The sequence below is a fragment of the Pseudomonas sp. VI4.1 genome (assembly GCF_002029345.1).
Classification (GTDB): domain Bacteria; phylum Pseudomonadota; class Gammaproteobacteria; order Pseudomonadales; family Pseudomonadaceae; genus Aquipseudomonas.
On sequence record NZ_MULM01000145.1, the window covers coordinates 6,870 to 30,039 of the forward strand.

Consider the following 23,170-nt stretch of genomic DNA (forward strand, 5'->3'; position numbering starts at 1 on the left):
AATCCTTTTACACAATGGGGTCAGTAATCGGGCGGAACACAATATTGAATCGAGCGAAGATCCCTTGTAGGAGCCGGCTTGCTGGCGAAGGACTCAAGTGCGCCGCGTTTAGTCAGGAAACACGCGTTATCGTTGACGTCCTTCGCTGGCAAGCCAGCTCCTACAGGGGGGCTTTGTTTTATGCGGTGGCCATGCGGTGCTCCAGCAGGTTTTCCAGTTCGTCGAGCAATTCGTCGCCGCGCAGCAGTTCGTAGTGTCCACCGGCCAATAGGCGATCAACGCCGTGGGCGCCAACCTGGGCTTCGAACACCCGGCGTTCGTCGTCGCGCCCGGCCACCCACCAGCGATGGGCCGTGGCCTGGATCATCGGCAGTTGTCGTTGCGCCAGTGACAGGTGTTTGAGCGATGAACCGGTGGCGAAGATCTGCGTCAGTTCACTGGCGCCCAACGCTGCGTGGTCATTGGAGCCGTGCATGGCCGCTTCGATCACTGCTGTGGCACCGTCGCGCTCGTTCAGGCCTGCGGCTTTCGCGGCAATCAACGCCTGTGCTTCTTCAGACGGCTGACCGAGGACAAACTTCAGGAAATCCGCCAAATCTTCTCGCAAGTCCGACGCTTGCGCCGTGCCCGCCACATAGCTGTCGACCAGCCCGGCAAAAGCCACCGTCTGCCCCTGGGATTCCAGTTCATGGGCAACCAGTTGCGTCAACGCGCCACCCAGCGACCAACCGAGCAAGTAGTACGGGCCGTCGGGCTGTTGCGTGCGAATTCGCTGCGTGTAGGCCTGGGCCATGGCCAGCAGTGACGCGTCCTGCCATTGCGGATCGAGCAGCATCCGGCATTGCAGGCCGTACACCGTGCGCCGTCCATCAAGGCGCCGCGCCAGCGGTTCGTAGTCGAACACCGTGCCGAAGCCGGCGTGCAGGCAGAACAGCGCCGGCACGTTGGGGATTCGTGCATTCAGCGCCAGCAGCGGATCCGGCGCAGACGTCGGCTCGGCAGCCTGATAACCACTGAGTTCGGCGATGCACGGCTTCTGCATCAAGTCGCGCAGCTTCAATTCAAAGCCCAATTGCGGCTGGCTGCGCACCCGCGAGATGACCTTGAGCACCTGCAACGAGTCGCCACCCAGTTCGAAGAAGTTGTCGTCGATGCCCACTTGCGGCATGCCCAGCACTTCCTGCCAGATCGCCGTAAGCGCTGTTTCCAGCGTATTGCGCGGTGCGCGGTAACCGCCGAGGGCCCATTCCGGCACAGGCAGTGCGCGGCGATCGAGCTTGCCGTTGGCCGACAGCGGGAAGCGTTCCAGCACCAGGATCCGTGCCGGCACCATGTAGTCCGGCAATTGCGCTTGCAGTTCAGACTTCAAGCGGCGGTCCAGTCCAACAGCACCGCCAGCCACCACGTAGCCCACCAACTGCTTGCCAGTCGGCGTGTCGTGCACCACCACGGCGGCATCCTGCACCCCGGCGCAATCGCGCAGGCGGGCTTCGATTTCGCCCAGTTCGATGCGGAAACCACGGATCTTCACTTGCTGGTCAAGCCGCCCCAGGTAATCGATCAACCCGCACTCGCGCTGGCGCACCAGGTCGCCGGTGCGGTACATGCGGCCGCCGGCCTCGAACGGATCGGGGATAAAGCGTTCGGCACTCATGCCCGGACGCTGGTGATACCCACGCGCCAGGCATTCGCCGCCCAGGTACAGCTCACCGCTGACACCGACCGGCAATGGATTAAGATCCGCATCGAGTACATACAGTCCACGCCCTGCTACGCCACGCCCGATTGGGGCATAGGCTGCATCGCAGGTTTCGCTGATCTCGGCGCGCCACAACAGCGGCGTGACCACGGTCTCGGTCGGGCCGTAGCCGTTGACCAGACGCTGTGGACGCAGAGCGCGTTTGACCTGCTCGAAACTGGCTTCCGGTACCGCATCACCGCCGAAGCAATACACTTCGACCGCTGGCGGATTGCCCAGGCGCTCGGCCACTTCGGCCATCTGTTGCAGGTACGCCGGCGGGAAGCAGGCCACGGTAACGCTGTGGCGATGCAGCATGTCCAGGGTTTGTTCCGGGGTCCACAGGCTGTCGTCGCGGATCACCAGGCTGCCGCCGGCCAACATCACACTCAGCCAGCGCTCCTGGGCGCCGTCGAAAGCGAAGGACATGAAGTGCAACTCGCGGCTGCGCGGTGCCAGTTCGTAGAGGTCGATGATGCCGCGGCAATGCCGGGCAATCGGCCCGCGCGCCACGGCCACCCCCTTGGGCAGGCCGGTGGAACCGGAGGTATAGATCAGGTAAGCCAGGTGTCCCGGCAATGGATTGGACATCGGGCGCTCAACACTGTCGCCAACGCTCAGCTGATCGAGCAACAGACGTGGCGGCCTGTCGGCCAGGGTCAGTCGTTCGCCCAGATCGCTGTCGCAGAGCAAGAGGCTGGCGGCAGAATCGCTGAGCATGTAGGCCAGTCGCTCGGCCGGGTACGCCAGGTCCAGGGGCAAGTAAGCCGCACCCGCCTTGAGCACTGCAAGGAACGCGACGATGGTGCGTTCCGAACGTGGCAGCGCAACAGCCACCAGACTTTCCGCACCGATACCGCGACCGATCAAGTGCTGCGCCAGCCCATTGGCCTGGGCCTCGAGCTCGGCATAAGTGACTTGCCGGTCTTCACAGATCAAGGCGATTTTCTGCGGCTGGTTGCACACATGCTGATTGAAGGCGTGCAGCAGATCGGCAGGGTCATCGCTCGCTTGCGGCAGGCTGATAACCGCTTCAGGCAAACCGATATTGCCCAGCAGACAAGTAGCATCTTCAGGCAACGCACGCAGCAAGCCTTCAAGCTGCGCACGAATCCGCTGCACTTCCACTTCACTGAAGCGATCACGCAGGAACAGGTATTCGACTTCCAGCCCTTCCTCGTTGGCGCTGACCATCAAGTCCATCGGGAAGTTGGTGACCCCGCCGCTGCCGACTTCGGCAAAGCGCAGCTCACCCTCCTCGCCCCCTTTCAAGGCACGGTCCACCGGATGGTTTTCGAACACGATGATGCTGTCGAACAAGCCCTGGCCACCCTGCCCGGCCCAGCGCTGGATGTCCGACAACGGCGTGTGCTCGTAGTCGCGGACCATCAGGTTGTAGTCCTGCAACGCACGCAACCACTCGCCCAGCGGTTGTTGCGGATCGAGGGTCTGGATCACCGGCAAGGTGTTGATGAACAGGCCGAGCATGTCCTGCGCGCCGGCCAGCCCGGTCGGACGCCCCGCCACCGTCGCGCCGAATGCGACGCTGCGTTGGCCGCTGTGACGTTGCAACAGCAGCAGCCAGGCGCCTTGCACCAGCGTGTTCAGTGTCACCCGCTGACGCTTGGCGAAGGTGTGCAGTTTGCGCGTCGCTTCGGCATCGAGGTTGCTGTACATCACGCCGTGGCCGGAACCTGCGGCACCCGAAGCCTTGGCCAGGATGGTCGGTGCTTCAAGCAGCGCCAGACGCTCGCGCCAGAAGCCTTCGGCCTGCGCACCGTCCTGACGTTGCAGCCAGGCGATGTAGTCCGCGTAGCGACCGGTCAGGGCCGGCAGGCTGTCATTGTGATACAGACGCAGCATGTCGGCCAACAGTCGCGAGGCGCTCCAGCCGTCCAGCAGCAGGTGATGGTAGATCCAGATCATCTGGTAGCGATCATCGCCCAGGCGCACCAGGATAAAGCGCATCAGCGGCGGGCAGCTCAGGTCGAAGCCTTTGGCTTGTTCCGCTGCCGCCAATTCGCCCAACGCCTGCTCGGTGTCGGTGCGCTCGCGCCAGTCGAGTTCTTCGATCGGCAACTCGACGTCGGCGAACACCGCTTGCAGCGGATCGGCCAAACCATCGCGCCAGTGGAACGCCGCGCGCAGCACTTCATGACGTTCGACCAGGGTCTGCCAGGCCGCACGGAAACGCGGCACCTGCAAACCGTCCACCGCCACGCTCAACTGGTTGACGTAGGGGTTCAGCTCCGGTGAATCGAGGCAATGGAACAGCATGCCTTGCTGCATCGGCGACAGTGGATACAGGTCTTGCAGACCTACGCGAGCGGCGATGTCGATGTGCGCCACCAACGAGAAAGCTTCGACTGTTGGCGCTTCAACCAACGCAGCTGCACGGCTGGTCGCCACCGCCGCGAGGGCTCGAATGGTCTGTTGTTCGAACAGTTGCTTGGGACTGAACACCAGCCCGCGCTGCCCGGCACGACTCACGGCTTGCAGCGAGATGATCGAGTCGCCGCCGAGCTCGAAGAAGTTCTCGGTGACCCCCACCGAGTCCAGCCCCAGCAGCTCCTGCCAGATCTCCACCAGCAAGGCTTCGGCCGGTGAGGCGGCGGCCACTTGATCGTGGGTTTCACGGCAGGCTTCGGGCGCCGGTAGACCCTGGCGATCGAGCTTGCCGTTCGGCGTCAGCGGCAACGCGGCCAGGCACATCAAATGCGCCGGCAACATGTGCGCCGGCAGACGGCTGCGCAGGTGCGCCGTCAGCGCTTCACGTAAATCCCGCTCATCGGCGAGCGGATCGCGCGGCACCACGTAGCCGACCAACTGGCGGCTCACCGGGCCTTCGCGATCGATCACGAAGGCTTCACGCACGCCCTCATGCTCCATCAGGCAGGCTTCGATTTCACCGAGTTCGATGCGGAACCCGCGAATCTTCACTTGATGGTCGATGCGGCCGAGGTACTCGACCACGCCATCGGCGCGGAACCGCGCGAGGTCGCCACTGCGATACAAGCGGCCCCCCGGCACGAACGGGTCCGGCACGAAACGCTCGGCGGTCAGGTCCGGACGCTGGTGGTAACCCCGGGCGACGCCTTCGCCACCCAGGTACAACTCCCCCGCCACGCCGACTGGCAACGGCTGCAAGCCGCCGTCCAGGATATAGGCGCTGCGGTTGCCGACCGCCGGCCGATGGGCATGAACGCCGAGTCGAATTCGGTATCCGGGTACGCCAGCCAGATCAGCGGCGTGATCACCGTCTCGGTCGGGCCATAGCCGTTGATCAGGCGCTTGGGCTGCAGCACTTGCTGGACTTCATCGAATGCGTGCTTGGCCATGCCTTCGCCGCACGGGGTGTAGGAACGGATCGGCAGATCACGCCCCGCTTCGCCCATGAAGTCGGCAATCTGCGCCAGGTATGTCGGGGTGAAGCAGGCGATGGTGATGCCGTGTTTTTCGATCTCGGCGCAGGTGCGCTCCACGCTCCACAACTCGTCGTCCCGCGGCATCACTGCCGAACCGAATACCAGCGGCGTCAACCAGCGCTCGTGGGCGCCGTCGAAGCTGATCGAGGCAAATTGCAGCTCGCGATCGTCCGGGGTCATGCCGTACAACTCGCCGATCGACAGGCAATGCATGGCCAGCGGACCGTGGGCCACGCTCACGCCTTTGGGCCGGCCGGTGGAACCCGAGGTGTAGATCAGGTAGGCCAGGTTCTCGCCGCAGGTCAGGTTGACCGGGGTGCTTTCCGACATCAGGTCCAGTGGTTCGCGGTCGACTTCCAGCACCGACAAGCCTTCGGGCAATGGCAACTTTTCCCGCAGCCACGATTGGCTGATCAGCAGTGAAATCCCACTGTCTTCCATCAGATAACGCAGGCGCTCGGCCGGGTACGCCGGGTCCAGCGGCACGTAGGCGCCGCCGGCCTTGAGGATCGCCAGCAGGCCGATGATCATCTCTGGGGTTCGCTGCATCGCCAGGCCGACCCGCACTTCCGGGCCGATGCCCAGCTCGCGCAGGCGATGGGCCAATTGGTTGGCGCGGCGGTTGAGCTGGTCGAAGCTCAATTCCAGTTCGTTGAAGATCAGCGCGGTGGCGTCCGGGCGGATGACGGCCTGGGCTTCGATCAATTGATGCACGCAGAGCGGGTTTTCCTGCGCGGTGAACGCCGGGTTCCACTCGACCAACTGTTGTGCGCGTTCAGGCGCGGTTAGCAGGTCCAGTTCACTCAATGCCGCCTGTGGCGCGGCGACCATCGCCGCCAGCAGCGCGGCCAGGTGCTCGCTCATGCGGGCAATGGCGTCGCGGCTGAAGTGCGCGCACTGGTAGCTCCAGTTCAGGCTGAGCTGGCTTTCGGCGGTGGCCGCCAGCGTCAGCGGGAAGTTGGTGCGCTCATGGTTCTGCGCAATCGAGAAGCTCAACCCGGCCGGCGCGCCCTGTTGCAGCGCTTCGGCCACCGGGAAGTTTTCGAACACCAGCAGGCTGTCGAACAGCGGCTCGCCGGCACGTCCGGCCCAACGCTGAATGTCGCCGAGGGCGGTGAACTCATGCTCGCGTAATTCGAGGTTCTGCGCCTGCAGGCGAGTCAGCCACTGCTCGACGCTTTCCACCGCATCCGGGCTGCTGATCACCGGCAAGGTATTGATGAACAGCCCGAGCTGGCTTTCAGCCCCCGGCAAGTCCACCGGCCGTCCCGCCACGGTCGCGCCAAACGCAACGCTGCGCTGGCCGCTGTAACGTTGCAGCAGCAGGACCCAGGCGCCTTGCACCAGGGTGTTGAGGGTGACTTTCTGCTGCCGGGCGAAGTCGCTGAAGCGCTTGCTGGTGGCGACATCGAAGGTCTGGCGATGGTCGGCAAACTCCGCCGTCGACAGGTTTTTACTGTTGCCATTCGCCAGGCTTTGGGCCAGCAGAGTCGGGTTGTCCAGCTTCGCCAGTTGCCCGCGCCAGAACAGCTCGTCGGCCTGGGCGTCCTGGCGTTGCAGCCAGCCGATGTAGTCAGCGAAACGCCCGGTGGTTGCCTGCACTTCTTGCCCGGCATAACGCTGCAGCACTTCGCTCAACAGCAGCGAATTACTCCAGCCATCGAGCAACAGGTGATGGTGGGTGTAGATCAGTTGCTGGCGCTCGTCGTCGAGGCGCACCAGGGTCAGGCGCATCAACGGCGCCCGGGTCGAATCGAGTTGCAGGCGTTCGTTGTCGATCAGTTGTGCCAGCGCTTCGGCCTGGTCACTGCGGTCGCGCCAGTCGAGGCAGGTCAGCGGCAAGTGCAGGTGACGATGCACCAGTTGCACCGGCGCTTCGAAGCCGTCCGGGAAGTGGAAGCTGCTGCGCAGGATCGGATGGGTGTCGAGCACCGCTTGCCAGGCGCGGCCCAAGCGCTCGGCATCGAGCCCGCGGGCTTCGACGCTGAGCTGATTGACGTAGGCACCGGACTCCGACTCGTACAAGCTGTGGAACAGCAGACCGGCTGCATCGGCGACAGTGGATACAGGTCTTCGATCTGCGCCGGCGGCACCGGCAGGTCATCGAGTTGCGCCTGGGTCAGGCGCGCCAACGGGAAGTCCGCCGGGGTCACGCCGCCCGCGCCATCGCTCAGGCAGTGGGCAATCAGCGCCAGCAACTCGCTTTGGTAATCCGCAGCCAGCGCTTCGATGTCAGTTTGGTCGAAGCATTCACGGCTGAAGGTCCAGTCCAGCTTCAGTTCGCCGCCATAGACCTGGCCGTCCACCGACAGCCAGTTCGGCAACGGTGCGTCGGCCGATTGTGCGGCACCGCTGGACTCGCGCGCCGGGGTGAACAACGCGTCCTCGGCAAAGCTCTGGTCGAACTGCCCGAGGTAATTGAAAGTGACTCGTGCTTGCGGCAGAGCGGCCAACGCCGCCTGGCTCGAGGCGTCGCCCAGGTAGCGCAACAGGCCGTAGCCCATGCCTTTGCCGGGGATCTCGCGCAGTTGCTGCTTGATCGCCTTGATCGAACCGGCAAGGTCGGCCGTTGGGGTCAGGCACACCGGGAACAGGCTGGTGAACCAGCCAACGGTGCGGGTCAGGTCGATGTCGTCGAACAGCGCTTCGCGGCCATGGCCTTCGAGCTGGATCAGCGCCGATTCGTGGCCGGTCCAGCGGCTGAGGGTGCGGGCCAGGGCGGTCAGCAGCAGGTCGTTGACCTGGGTGCGGTAAATCGCTGGCGCCTGTTGCAGCAGCTGGCGGGTCTGTTCGCGATTGAGGCCGATGCTGACGCCCTGGCGCAAATGCCCGGCTTGACTGGCTTGGGCATTGGCCGCTGGCAGCGAATCGTTCGCCAGACTCAGCTGCGCTTGCCACCAGTCCAGTTCGCCAGCGGTGGCTTCGGAGCGCGCATAGGCATCGAGCTTGTCCGCCCAGGCCTGGAACGAGCTGGTCTTCGGTGGCAGGTCCTGGCCCTGATAAGCCGCCTGCAAATCCTCCAGCAACACCCGCCAGGACACACCGTCCACCGCCAGGTGATGGATCACCAACAGCAACCGTTGCGAGCCATCGGCCTGAGCGATCAATGCCACGCGCAACAACGGCCCGTCTTGCAGGCTGAGGCTGCGCTGGGCTTCGTCGCACACCGATTCCAGCGAGGCATCGCTGGCCACGCGGGCGGTCCAGAGCATATCGATCACATCGGCGCTGTCGGCCCCGACATAACGCGCCGACCATTGCCCATGGACCTGACTGAAGCGCAGACGCAGGGCATCGTGCTGCTTGAGCAGACGTTGCAGAGCGGCTTGCAGGCGCGGCAATTCGAGGGTTTCCCGCGGGGTCAGCAGCACGGCCTGGTTCCAGTGCGCGCGTTGCGGGATCGGTTCGTCGAAGAACCAGCGCTGGATCGGCGTGAGCTTCTGCACGCCGTCCACCGGCCCTTGTTGCGCCAGCGGCGCCGCCTGTTCTTTCACCACTGCCGCCAATGCTTGCAAGGTTTGCTGCTGGAACAGATCCCGCGGTTGCAGGCTCAAGCCGGCGCGACGGGCACGGCTGACCACCTGGATCGAAATGATCGAGTCGCCGCCCAGTTCGAAGAAGTTGTCCTGACGCCCTACCTGTTCCACACCCAGCACGTCCTGCCAGATCTGCGCCAGCACCTGTTCGTGTTCGCTGCGCGGCGCTTCGAAGGCGCGTTGGCTGACCTGCGCGGTCGGCGCAGGCAGGCGCTTGCGGTCCAGTTTGCCGTTGGGGCTCAGCGGCATCTGCTCGATCAGTAAGGTCTGTGCCGGCACCATGTAATCCGGCAGGCTCGCCAGCAGATGGCTTTTCAGGGTTTCGCGCCAGGCGCCTTGCTGCTCGGCATCGGCGCCGATCAAGGCGCGATCCTGCGGCACGATGTACGCAACCAGTTGCTTGCCGCTCGGGCCATCGAGGGCCAGCACCACGGCTTCCTGCACGTCGGCATGTTCTTGCAGGCGCGCTTCGATTTCCCCCAGCTCGATGCGCAAACCGCGAATCTTCACTTGATGGTCGATACGCCCGCAGTAGTCGATGGCGCCGTCGGCGCGGTAGCGCGCCAGGTCACCGGTGCGGTACAGGCGCTCGCCGCTGCCGAACGGATCGACCACGAAACGCTCGGCGGTCAGCGCGCCACGACGGTGATAACCGCGCGCCAGGCCGACACCGCCCAGGTACAACTCGCCCACCGCGCCCAGCGGCAGGGGTTGCAACTCGCTGTCGAGGATGCAGGTGCGCAGGTTGGCGATCGGCCGGCCGATCGGCACGCTGTCACGGCCTTCTTCGACGCAGGTCCAGTGGGTGACGTCGATGGCCGCTTCGGTCGGACCGTAGAGGTTGTAGAGATTGGCTTGGGGCAGGCTGCGCAAGGTCTGGCGTTGCAGCTCCATCGGCAGCGCTTCGCCGCTGCAGATGATCCGCTGCAGCGAGGTGCAGGCCAGCGACTCATCGGCGCTGATAAACGCGGAAAGCATCGATGGCACGAAGTGCAGTGTGGTGATCGCCTGTTCGACGATCAACGCCGCGAGGCGTTGCGGATCGCGGTGCTCGCCCGGCGCGGCGATGACCAGGGTAGCGCCCTTCATCAGCGGCCAGAAAAACTCCCACACCGACACGTCGAAACTGAACGGCGTCTTTTGCAGCACGCGGTCCGCAGGCTGCAGGTTATAGGCTTGCTGCATCCATTCCAGCCGGTTGTGCAGCGCCACATGACGGTTGCCTGCGCCCTTGGGTTTACCGGTGGAGCCGGAGGTGTAAATCACGTAGGCGAGGTTTTCCGCGACCGCCCGGCTCTTTAAATCAGAAGCAGGCAGATCGGTGCCCGGCAGATCGCTCAGCCAATCGGCTTCGGCACGCAGGCACAGGGTGCGTACATTGTCCGGGGTCGGCAATTTCGCCAGCAGGTGTTCCTGGGTCAGCAACAGCGCAATGCCGCTGTCTTCGATCATGTAGCCCAGGCGATCGAGCGGGTATTCCGGGTCCAGCGGCACATAGGCGCCACCGGCCTTGAGGATCGCCAGCAGGCCGACGACCATTTCCAATGAGCGGTCGCAGGCAATCCCCACCAGCACTTCCGGACCGACGCCCTGGGCGCGCAAGTGATGGGCCAGGCGGTTGGCGCGCAGGTTCAGCTCGGCGTAACTCAAGGACTGGCCCTGGAACACCAGCGCGGTCGCTTCACCGTCTTCAATCACGCGCTCTTCGAAATGGCGCTGCACGCAGACTTCGCCCGGATAAACCTGAGCGGTGTCGTTGAGCTCGTCGAGGATGCGCAGGCGTTCGTCGGCATCCAGCAGCGGCAATTCGGCCAGCGGGGTGTGCGGGTTCGCCAATACACCGGCCAGCAGGTTGCGCCAATGGCGAGCCAGATGCTCGATGCGCTCGGCGTCGAACAGGTCGGTGGCATAGGTCAGGCTGGCGAACAGTTTGTCGCCCTCTTCCTGGGTGTCCAATTGCAGGTCGAATTGCGTGGTGTGCGCCGTAGCGTTCAGCGCCTCGACCCGCAGCCCGGCGAGCAAGCCGCTGACCGCTGCCGGTTTGGCTTGCTGGTGGTTGAACATCACCTGGAACAACGGGCTGTGGCTGAGGCTGCGTTCACCTTGCAGCGCTTGCACCAGACGCTCGAATGGCAGGTCCTGATAATCCTGGGCATCCAGTGAAGCGGCTCGGACCTGGTCGAGCAACTGGCTGAACGGCAGGCGCCCGTCCAGCTCTGCACGCATCACCTGGGTGTTGACGAAGAAGCCGATCAGGCCCCGGGTTTCCGCGCGATTGCGGTTGGCAATCGGCACGCCAACGCGCACGTCGGACTGACCGCTGTAGCGATAGAGCAAGGCCTGGAAGCTCGCCAGCAACAGCATGAACGGCGTGACGCCGCGCTGTTTGGCCAGGCTCATCAGGCCGCTGGCCAGGTTCGCGTCGAGGGCGAAATCCAGACGCGCGCCGCGCTGGCTCGGTTGCGCCGGGCGCGGGCGATCCGTCGGCAATTCCAGCAGCGGTTGTTCGCTGCCCAGGGTGTCGCGCCACCAGTTGAGCTGACGCTCGAGCTCGCCCGCTTCCATCCAGCGGCGTTGCCACAGGGCGTAGTCGGAGTACTGGATCGGCAGTGCTTGCAATGCCGCATGCTGCCCTTGGCAATGGGCGGCGTAGAGTCGGGAAAACTCCTCCACCAACACGCCCATCGACCAGCCATCGGTGACGATGTGGTGCAGGGTCAGCAACAGCACATGGTCTTCGGTATCGAGTTGCAACAGGCTGACCCGCAACAGCGGACCGTGCTGCAGATCGAACGGCCGGGCAATCTCTTGCTCGACGGTTTTCATCGCCCGTTCGAGACGCTGATCCTGGGGTTCGCCGCGCAGGTCGATCTGTTCGATCGGCAACGAAGTGAACCCGGCCAGCGTCTGCACTACCTGGCCGTCATCCTCGACGAAACGGCTACGCAAGCTCTGATGCCGCTCCAGCAGTACATCGAAGCTCTGCTGCAACGCCGCGCCATTTAGCGGCCCGTGCAACCGCAGGGCTGCAGGAATGTTGTACGCCGAGCTCTGTGGATCGAGCTGCCAGAGGAACCATTGGCGCTGCTGCGCATAGGACAGTTCGAAGCTCGCCTGCGGCTCGGCGGCGGGCGGAATCGGCAACTGGCCGAAGCTCACGCCCTGCTCTTGCATGCGTTGCAGAAATTCGCGGCGCTTGTCCGCAGACAGGCCGGCGAAGCGGCTGGCGATACGCTGGGCAGTGGTGTGTTCCATCAGTTGATCTCCATCTCGTCCAGAAGCGACTCGAGCGCATCAAGACGTGCATCGTTGTCAGCCGGGGCGTGTTGCCCGGCCATGGCGGCATAAGCCTGCAGGTCGGTGGATTCGAACAGCGCGCGCAGCGGCAGCTCGATGCCCAATTCCAGTTCCACGCGGGCACTGGCCTGGGCGGCGAGCAGCGAGTGCCCACCCAGTTCAAAGAAGTTCTCGCGCCGGCCGATCTGCGCCACGCCCAGCACCTCAGCCCAGATCGCCGCCAGTTGCCGTTCGAGGTCGCCTTCAGGGGCTTCGAAGGGTCGTTGCCAGTCGTCGGTATCGGGCAGCGGCAAGGCCTTGCGGTCGAGCTTGCCGTTGCCGGTGAGCGGCAAGGCCTCCAGCAGCAGCCAGTGGCTCGGCACCATGTAGTCCGGCAGGTCGACCTTGAGCGCGGCGCGCAGGGTGTCGCGCCAGGCGATCGGGTCGTGCGGGGTGTGTTCGGCGACCACGTAGGCGCACAGCTGCGGCCCGGCGTCGCCCGCGTGCACGCTCAGCACCGCCTGGCGCACGCCCGGCTGTGCCAGCAACGCGGCCTCGATTTCCCCCAGTTCGATGCGGAAGCCGCGAATCTTCACTTGCTGGTCGAGGCGGCCGAGGTAGTCGATGCTGCCGTCGGCCCGCTGACGCGCCAGGTCACCGCTGCGATACAGCCGTTGTACGGCATCGAACGGGCTCGGCACGAAGCGCTCGGCGGTCAGGCCGAAACGCCCGTGATACCCCCGGGCCAGTCCGGCACCGGCGATGTACAACTCCCCCGCCACACCCACCGGCACCGGTTGCAACTGGCTGTCGAGCAAGTACCAGCGCAGGTCGCGGATCGGCAGGCCGATCGGGCTCTGCGCCTTGCCGTCGAGATCGGCCTGGCGGATGGCGCGGTAGGTGACGTGCACCGTGGTTTCGGTGATGCCGTACATGTTGACCAGGGTCGGCTGCTGGTCGCCGAAGCGTTCGAACCAGGGACGCAGGCTCGCGACTTCGAGGGCTTCGCCACCGAAAATCACCTGGCGCAGCGCCATGTTCCGTTCGCTGGCGCAGGCCACTGGCAACAGTTGGCGGAAGGCGGTCGGGGTCTGGTTCAACACGGTCACGCCCTCATCACAGAGCAGGCGGTGGAACGCCTGCGGCTCGCGGCTGATGTAATACGGCACGATCACCAGGCGCCCGCCGGTGCACAGCGAACCGAACAGCTCCCACACCGAGAAGTCGAAAGCGTAGGAATGGAACAGGGTCCAGACATCGTCCGGGCCGAAGTTGAACTGCGCAGCGGTGGCCGTGAGCAGACGCCCGACGTTGCCATGGCTGAGCAACGCACCTTTAGGCCGACCGGTGGAACCGGAGGTGTAGATGACGTAGGCGAGGTTTTCCCGGGACGCCAGCGCTGGCAGGTTGTCGGCGCTGTAGGCGTCCAGTTGCAACGACTCCAGGCTCAGCACCTGCACGCCGTCACGGGCCGGCAACCCGTCGATCAGATGGCGTTGAGTCAACAGCAGGCTGATGCCGCTGTCGTCGATCATGTAGCTCAGGCGCTCGGCCGGGTATTGCGGGTCCAGGGGCACGTAGGCGCCACCGGCCTTGAGGATCGCCAGCAAGCCGACCACCAGCGGCATCGCCCGCTCGGTGGCGATGCCGACCCGCACCTCGGGACCGACGCCGTGCTCGCGCAGTTTGCGCGCCAGGCGGTTGGCCTGGGCGTTGAGCGCAGCGTAGGTCAGGTGTTCGCCTTCGTAGACCAGCGCGATGGCGTTCGGCTGTTGCGCAGCCAGGGCCTCGAACAACTGGTGCAAGGTGGGCGACAGCGGTTGCGCCTCGAACGCCGGGTTCCAGTGCTGGATCAGCGCATCGTAGTGCGGCGCTTGCAGCAACGGCAGTTCGGCAACGCGCTGCTGCGGATCCTTGACCACCCCGCGCAACAGGTTCAGCCACTGTTCGGCGAGGCGCATCATCGACGCCTCGTCGTACAGATCCGTGGCGTAGGTCAGGCTGGCGTCGAGGCTTTCGCCCTGCTCCTGGGTATCGAGCACCAGATCGAACTGGGTGGTGTGCTGTTGCCACCGCAGGCGCTCGACCTGCAAGTCTGCGACAGTGCGCTCGACACTCGCGCCCAACTGCTGCTGATGGTTGTAGAGCACCTGGAACAAGGGGCTGTGATTGAGGCTGCGGTCCGGCTGCAAGGCGTCGACCAACTGCTCGAACGGCAAGTCCTGATGGGCCTGGGCACCCAGTGCAACCTGCTTGACCTGTTGCAGCAAGGTACTGAACGGTTGCTGCCCGTCGATCTCGGCACGCAGCACCTGGGTATTGATGAAGAAGCCGATCAGGCCTTCGGTTTCGAGGCGCGAACGCCCGGCGCTCGGTACGCCGACACTGATGCCCGACTGCCCGCTCTGGCGATGCAGCAAGGTCTGGAAGCTCGCCAGCAACAGCATGAACAAGGTCACCTGTTGCTCCTGGGCGCGTTGACGCAAACCGGCCAGCAACGCGCGATCAACGTTCAATGCCAGGCTGGCGCCGCGCTCGGTGCGACGGGCCGGACGGGGCAGTTCGCTCGGCAGTTCAAGCGGTGCCTGGCTGCCTGCCAGTTGCTCGCGCCACCAGCTCAATTGCCGGGCGCCCTCGCCGGCTTGCAGCCAGTCGCGCTGCCATCGGGCGTAGTCGCTGTAGTTCACCGGCAGGCTCTTGAGGTTCGCCGCACGGCCTTCGACTGCGGCCTGATACAGCGCGCTGAACTCGTCGACCATGACCTGCATCGACCAGCCATCGGCGGCGATGTGGTGCACGGTGAGCACCAGCACATGCTCGCTGGCATTGACTTGCAGCAGCAATACGCGCCACAGCGGGCCATTGCGCAGGTCGAACGGCCGGGCGATTTCTTCGGCGACGGCGTTGTCGAGCGACGCTTGATCGAGTGGGCGTTCAATCAGTTGCAGGGCCAGTGGGTCATGCAACACCGCACGCGCCTGCAGGCCGTCCTGTTCAAAGGTGGTGCGCAAGGTCTGGTGACGAGCCTGCAATTGCGCGAAGGCTGCGCGCAAGGCGTCGCGGTTCAGCGGGTCCTTGAGGCGCAGCGCGGCCGGGATGTTGTAGGCCGGGCTTTGTGGGTCCAGTTGCCAGAGAATCCATTGACGCTGCTGGGCGTATGACAGGATCTGAGGCTGATCGGCCGTTGCACGCTGCAGGACCGGTTGCCCGCTGATGTTCGCCCGTGCAGCACGCTCGGCAAATTGCGCCAGATTCGCGGCAGAGAACAGGCTGCTCACGGAGAGTTCAAGCTGCAGCTGCTGACGTACGCGGGAGATCACTTGCAGCACCAGCAACGAGTGCCCGCCCAGCTCGAAGAAGTTGTCGTCGCGGCCCACGCGCTCGACCTGCAACACCTCCTGCCAGATCAGCGCCAGCTGCGTTTCCAGCCCTTCGGCCGGGGCTATGAAATCGTGCTGAGCATTGCCGGCTTCAACGCGTGGCAAGGCTTTGCGGTCGAGCTTGCCGTTGTTGTTGAGCGGCAATTCGGCCAGCAGGATCAGATGGTTCGGCACCATGTAGTCCGGCAGCGACTGACGCAGAACGGTGTTGAGCCCTTGCAGATAATCCGCCTGGGAAACCACCACGCCGCTGGCGACGACATACGCCACCAGGTGCGTCCCGTCCTGGGCAATGACGGCCGCTTCGCGCACTTCCTCACGGGCTTGCAGGCAGGCTTCGATCTCGCCCATTTCAATGCGCAAACCACGAATCTTCACTTGATGATCGATGCGGCCGACGTATTCCAGATTGCCTTCAGCGTTATAACGCGCCAGGTCACCGCTGCGGTACAGGCGAGCGCCCGGCTCGCGGGCGAACGGGTCCGGCAGGAAACGTTCGGCGGTCAGCGCCGGGCGATCGAAGTAGCTTTGGGCGAGGCTGGCATTTGCACCGATGCACAATTCGCCCACGCCGCCGGTTGGCAGCAACTGACCCGCCGCGTCCAGCACGTACAGCGCCCGGCCAGCGATGGCACGACCGATCGGGATGCCAAACGCGTCGCTGGCATCTTCGAGACGGCATGCATGAACGCTGGATACCACGGTCGCCTCGGTCGGGCCGTAGGTGTTGAGCAACCGCACAGGGCTCAAACCGGCCTGATGCCACAAGCGCAAACCTTCCACCGACATCGCTTCGCCGCCGACGTGAACCTGGCGCAAATCGCCCAGGTTGCTCACCACGCCGCTGGCACATTCGCGCGCCAGCAAGTACCAATAGGCCGCTGGCAAATCGGCGACCGTCACGCCGTGCCGAACGATTTCGGCGGCCAGTCGGCCGGCGTCCCAAACATCATCGCCACGCATGATCAACGCCGCGCCGACGCACAACGCCGGGAAGCACTGCTCGACGAAGCCATCAAAACTGAAGGTCGCGAATTGCAGCACGCGATCCGCGGCCGACAACCCTGAATAACCGGCGGCGGTCTGGCAGAACTCGCGCAGCGCCGCATGGGCGATGGCGACGCCCTTGGGTTGGCCGGTGGAGCCGGAGGTGTAGATGATGTAGGCCAGATCTTCGGCGACCCCATGGTCTTGGGGATCGCTGTCCGGGTAACCGCCGTTGTCTTCAAGGCGCAGACGCCGCACACCGGGCACAGCTTCCAGCAGACCGGATTCGCACAGCAGCACATCGAGACGGCTGTCGTCGATCATGTAGGCCAGGCGCTCGGCCGGGTATTTCGGGTCCAGTGGCACATAGGCCGCGCCGCTTTTGAGCACCGCCAACAGGCTGACGATCAGTTGCGGGCCGCGATGCAAGGCCAGGCCGACGCGCTTGCCAGGGCCGGCACCGGTTTCGATCAGACGATGGGCCAGGCGATTGGCCTGAGTGTTCAACTGACCGTAGCTCAGGCTCTGACCGTCGACCCGCAATGCCAGGGCATCTGGCGTGGCGGCGGCTTGCGCAGCGATTTGTTCGTGCACCAGGCGGGTTGTGGATAACTCGACCGCCGCCGGTTGGCTGAGCGCGATCACCGCCGCTTTGCCGTCGGCATCGAGCAGCTCCAGCGCGCCAAGCGCCGCGTTCGGCAGCGCCACCAATTGCCTCAGCAGGTGCTGCAGATTGGCCGACAATTCGGCGACCTGCGCCGCACTGAACCGCGCCGTGTCATAGCTGAAATCCAGGCTCAGACCTTCGCCCAGTTCAATGCCCAGCGTCAGCGGATAGTGGGTGCGCTCGTGGTTGTGCAGGTTGGCGAACGACAACCCGGCCGGTGCGCCCTGCTTCAGCGCTTCGGCCACCGGGAAGTTTTCGAACACCAGCAGGCTGTCGAACAGTGCGGCACCCTGCTGCCCTGCCCAACCCTGAATGTCGTACAGCGGCACATGCTCGAACTCGCGCATCGCCAGGTTCAGCCCTTGCAGCTCGCCCAGCCATTGGCTGACGGTCTGATCCGGCTTCATCGCGCACACCAGCGGCAGCGTGTTGATGAACAACCCGAGCTGTTCTTCAATCCCCGGCAACGGCGCCGAACGCCCGGCCACGGTGGCGCCGAACACCACGCAGTCCTGGCCGGTATAGCGTTGCAGCAACAGGCTCCAGGCCGCTTGCAGCACGGTGTTGAGGGTAACTTTCTGCTGACGGGCGAACTCGGCCAGACGCTGGGTGGCGCGGCTGTCGAGGGCGATGCGGTACGCTTCGCTACCCTCGGCGCCCACCGGAGGACGCAGGGCTTCGGCCAGCAAGGTCGGGGCATCCAGCGGCGCCAATGTCGCTTTCCAGAACTGCTCGCCAGCCACGGCCGATTGCTGCTGCAACCAGCCGAGGTAGTCGCGGTATTGTCCCGTCGGCGCCGGCAGCGACTGCCCGGCGGCGTAATGCTGGATCACTTCGGCGAGCAACTGCGCGTTGCTCCAGCCGTCCATCAAAATGTGGTGGCTGGTGTAGATCAGGTGCCAGTCATTGCTGCCCGTCTGGATCAGCTTCAGGCGGAACAGCGGCGCGCGGCCCAATTCAAAACCCTGGGCGCGCTCGGCGTCGGCCAGCGCATCGGTGTCAGTCGCTTCAAGCACTTCCAGCGGCAATGCGACTTGACGGACAATCGCCTGGTGCGCGGTGTCGAGGCCTTGCCAGTGGAAGCTGCTGCGCAGAATGTCGTGACGCTCCAGCGCGGTCTGCCAGGCCTCGGCGAAGCGCTGCGGATCGAGGCCTTGAATGTCCAGGCGCAGCTGACTGATGTAGGCGCCGACTGCGGGCTCATGCAAGGTGTGAAACAGCATGCCTTGCTGCATCGGCGACAGTGGGTAAAGGTCTTCAAGTGTCGAGATGTCGATCGGCAGCACGTCGAGTTGTGCCTGACCGAGCCGCGCCAAAGGGAAGTCCGACGGCGTGGCTTGCGGTGCCTCAACGGTGCAGCAATGTTCGATCAGCGCGTTGAGTTCCAGCGCGTAATCGTCGGCCAGGCGCTGGATGGTCGCGGTGTCGAACATCTCACGGCTGAAGCCCCAACTCAGTGACAGCTCGCCACCGTAGACCTGGCCTTCGACCGTCAGCCAGTTGCCCAATGGCGCCAGGGGATCCTGCGCTACGCCGCTGCCTTCGGTGGACGGGACAAACATCGCGCCGTCGTCGAACTGACGATCGAACTGTCCCAGATAGTTGAAGGTGATGCGCGGTTGCGGTAATGCGGCCAGTTCCGCACGAAGCGCCGGTGTGCCGAGGTAGCGCAACGCGCCGTACCCCAGGCCTTTGTCCGGCACGGCGCGCAGTTGTTCCTTGATGGTTTTGATTGAAGCGCCGAGGTCGCTGGCAGGCATCAGGTTGACCGGAAACAGGCTGGTGAACCAACCAACGGTACGGGTCAGGTCGATGTCGTCGAACAGGTCTTCGCGGCCATGGCCTTCCAGCTGGATCAGCGTGCTGACCCTGCCCGCTCCAGCGGCACACCGCCCGCGCCAATGCGGTCAGCAGCAGGTCGTTGACCTGGGTACGATAGGCCGCCGGCGCTTGCTGCAGCAGTTTGCGGGTTTGCCCAGCGTCGAACCTGAGCTCGAGCTTGTGCTCGAAACGGTGTTCCAGGGCACCGTGCGCACGATCGCAGGGCAGATCGGTGGGTGCGCCTTGCAGTTGGGTCTGCCATTGGCCGAGGCTGTTTTCAAAGGCTGGCAAATGCTCCTGCAGACGGGCGACCCAGCGCTGGTAGGTGCTGGTTTTCGCCATTGCAGCGTGGCCACTGTAGAACTGCTGCAGATCTTCCAGCAGTACGCGCCAGGAAACACCGTCCACCGCCAGGTGATGAATGACCAACAGCAACCGCTCGCTGCCGTCAGCCATCGCCACCAGCAGCGCCCGCAGCAACGGGCCGTTGTGCAGGTCGAGGCTGCGTTGGGCTTCGTCGCACAGCGCGCTGAGTGCCTCCACCGACTGCGCCTGACGCTGCCACAGCAGCGATTCGGTGGTCGGCGCGGCGTAAGCCTGCTGCCAGCCGTTTGCGGTCTGCTGGTAGCGCAGGCGCAAGCTGTCGTGATGGATCAGCAGTTGCGCCAAGGCGCGATCCAGCGCCTCGACGTTCAACGCCGCGCGCGGCACCAGCAGCAGCGACTGGTTCCAGTGCTGACGCTCGGGGATGGCTTGCTCGAAGAACCACTGTTGCACCGGCGCCAACGCCACCGCGCCAGTGGCCGGACCCTGATCGATCGATTGCTGCTCGCCACTGCGAGCGGCCTGGGCCAGGCTGCGGATGGTCTGGTGCTGGAACAGATCCTTGGGGCTCAACAGGATCCCGGCCTGACGCGCGCGACTGACCACTTGCATGGAAACGATCGAATCGCCGCCCAGTTCGAAGAAGTTGTCTTCCAGGCCGACGTTGTCGATCGCCAGCACGTCCTGCCAAATCGCCGCCAGGGCTTTTTCCAGGGCGCTGCGTGGCGCGACGTGTTGCCGTTGTTGCTGAGTGCCATCGATGGTAGGCAAGGCCTTACGGTCGAGCTTGCCGTTGGGGGTCAGCGGCAATTGGGCGAGGAACAACAGGAACGCCGGGACCATGTAGTCCGGCAAATGCTCACGCAACGCTGCTTTCAGGGTTTCCCGCAGGTGCGCTTGAGCGTCGATGTCAGCCAGCAACGCCGGATCGGTCGGTACGATGTAGGCGACCAGTTGCTGACCATTGATGCCGTCCTGCGCCAGCACCGCCAATTCGCCGACCGCGTCTTGCTGCAACAGCCGCGCTTCGATCTCCCCCAGCTCGATGCGGAAACCACGGACCTTGACCTGATGGTCGATGCGACCGACGTACTGCAGCGTGCCGTCGACCTGATAACGGGTCAGGTCGCCAGTGCGGTACAGGCGCTCACCGTTGCTGGCGAACGGGTTCGGCACGTACTTTTCGGCGGTCATGCCCGGCCGTGCCAGGTAACCGCGGGTGATGCCGGCACCGGCCAGATATAGTTCAGCCGACACGCCCTGAGGCACCGGTTGCAGCTCGGCATCGAGGACATAGCCGGCGGTGTGCTTGAGCGGTCGGCCAATGTTCGCGCGGCCACCGGCCTCGCGGCGGGTCCAGGTCGAATACGTGGTGTCTTCCGAGGGGCCGTACAGGTCGTAGACATGTTCGACGGTGGGCTGCTGATACAGCGCGTCCACCAGGCTCTGCTTCAGCGGTTCGCCGGCGAGGTTGATGATGCGCACGCCCGGCGGAATCTGCCCGTCGCGCTGCAAGGCATTGATCGCCGAGGGCACGGTGTTGATCAGGCGCACCTGGTCCCGGGCCGGCAGGTGCGGCAATTCCAGGGCATTGCGGGCGATGATCACCGAGCCGCCATTGGCCAGGGTGACGAACAGCTCCCACACCGACAGGTCGAAGCAGACCGAGGTCGAGGCCAGCACGCCTTGGATGTCTTCGCGGCGGTAGACCGAGGTCGACCAGTCGATCAGCGCCAGCACGTTGCGGTGGGCGATGGCCACACCTTTGGGTTTGCCCGTGGAGCCGGAGGTGTAGATCACGTAGGCGAGGTTGTCCGGCGTGACAGGGGTCACCGGGGCGCTGCCGGGGTAATCGGCCCATGGCCCGTCTTCCATCAGCAGCACTTGGGTGTCGGCCGTCACATTCAGTGTCGCCGCGACGGATTGCTCGGTCAGCAGCACCAGGGCGCGGCTGTCTTCAAGCATGTAGGCGACCCGCTCGGCCGGGTAATCCGGGTCCAGGGGCACGTACGCGCCACCGGCCTTGAGTACCGCGAGCAGCGCCACCAGCAGCGTGTCGGAACGCTGCATGGCCACGCCGACCCGGACTTCCGGGCCGACGCCCAGCTCGATCAGTTTGTGGGCCAGGCGATTGGCCTGGGTGTCGAGTTCGGCGTACGTCAGTTGCTTGTGGGCGAAGGTCACCGCCAGTGCCGTCGGGTTTGCCGCGACTTGTTGGCTGATCAGCTCGTGAATGCACAGGTCCTGGGCAAAGCTTTCGTCTGCGCGATTCCAGTCATGCACGATGCGCTGATATTCGGTTTTTTCCAGCAGTGGCAAATCGCTGATGCGCTGCTGCGAATCGCTGACCATGCCTTGCAGCAGGTGCGTCCAGTGCTGCGCCATGCGCGCGATGGTGGCGGCGTCGAACAGGTCGTTGGCGTAGGTCAGCGCGGCGTGCAGCTTGCCGCGCTTCTCATAAGTGTCCAGGGTCAGGTCGAATTGCGTGGTGCGCCCTTCCCACTCGATCACGCCCAACGCCAGGCCGGACGCAGTGCTAACGGTGGAGATATCCGCGACCTGCGGCTGGTGGTTGTACATCACCTGGAACAGCGGCGTGTGGCTGAGGCTGCGCTCGAGTTTCAGCGCTTCGACCAGGCGCTCGAACGGCAGGTCCTGATGGGCCTGGGCGCCGAGGGCGGTTTCCTTGATCGCGCGCAGCAACGCATCGACGCGGGTCTGGCCGTCGAGCTGGCGCGCAGCACCTGGGTGTTGACGAAGAAGCCGATCAGGCCTTCGATGTCGGCGCGGTTGCGGTTGGCGATAGGCACGCCAACGCGAATGTCGGTCTGCCCGGTGTAGCGATGCAGCAGCACGTTGAAGGCGCCGAGCAGCAGCATGAATAACGTGATGTTGTGCTTCTGCGCCGTGGTGCGCAGCTGCTCGGCCAATTGCGCGTCGACCGCGAATTCGTAGCGGGTGCCGCGATAGCTCGGCATCGCCGGGCGCGGGTGATCGGTGGGCAGTTCCAGTACCGGGTGTTCGCTGCCCAATTGCGCCTGCCAGTAATCGAGCTGACGTGCCTGCTCCCCCGCCTCCAGCCAGCGACGCTGCCACAAGGCGTAGTCGCTGTACTGGATCGGCAAGGGCGCGAGTTGCGGCTGGGTGCCCGCCTCGAAGGCGTCGTAGCAGCGGATGAATTCGTCGATCAGCACGTTCATCGACCAGCCGTCGGACACGATGTGGTGCAGGGTCAGCAGCAGGACGTGCTCCTGCTCGGCGAGTTTGAGCAAGGTGACGCGCAGCAAGGGGCCGACTGACAGATCAAAGGGCAGCACGGATTGCTGTTCGGCTGCTTGGGCGACTGCCTGTTCGCGCTCTTTAGCCGGCAAGGCGCTGAAATCCACATGATCTATGACCAGCGGCGCGCTGGATGGCACTTGCAGCAAGGTGTCATCGGCCTGACGCTGGAACACGGTGCGCAGGGTTTCATGACGCGCCACCAGACTGGCGAAGGCTTGCTCCAGGGCAGACAGGTTCAACCGCCCGGTCAGGCGCACCGCGCCCGGCAGGTTGTACGCGCCGCTTTGCGGGTCCAGCTGCCAGAGAAACCACATGCGCTGCTGGGCGTACGACAGCGCCTGGCGATCGTCGGCCTCGACACCGGCAGGGATCGGGAAGCGGGCGAAATCAACGCCCTCCTTGTGCAAGGCCGCAAGGAACATCTGGCGCTTTTCCAGCGGCAACCCGATAAACCGGCGAGCAAGTTTCAAGGAGTCTTCAGCATTCATTTCTGGGTATCCGGATCAGTGGCGGGAAGCACAAAGGCACGTCGTCCCTATAAAACGAATGCAGACCGGAAAAATTAGCGAATGAGAACAAGTATCAGAAAGGAGCTGGATCGTCGGTGGGCGGGGATGGCCCCCTGTAGGAGCTGGCTTGCCAGCGAAGGGGCCAGCACATTCAACATCGATGTCCACTGATCCGACGCCTTCGCTGGCAAGCAGCTCCTACAGGGGGGGCGGTGGGTCAGGCGA

Annotated in this window: 2 pseudogenes; both read right to left on the reverse strand. The window is 64.5% G+C overall.

The features are described 5' to 3' along the window. Positions 1 to 178: 178 nt before the first annotated feature. Positions 179 to 11,954, reverse strand: a pseudogene (locus BZ163_RS13060) (non-ribosomal peptide synthase/polyketide synthase). Then, positions 11,954 to 22,924 (reverse strand): annotated as a pseudogene (locus BZ163_RS13065) (amino acid adenylation domain-containing protein). Before BZ163_RS13065 ends, BZ163_RS13060 begins: the two co-directional pseudogenes overlap by 1 nt. Between the last annotated feature and the right edge of the window lie 246 nt (positions 22,925 to 23,170).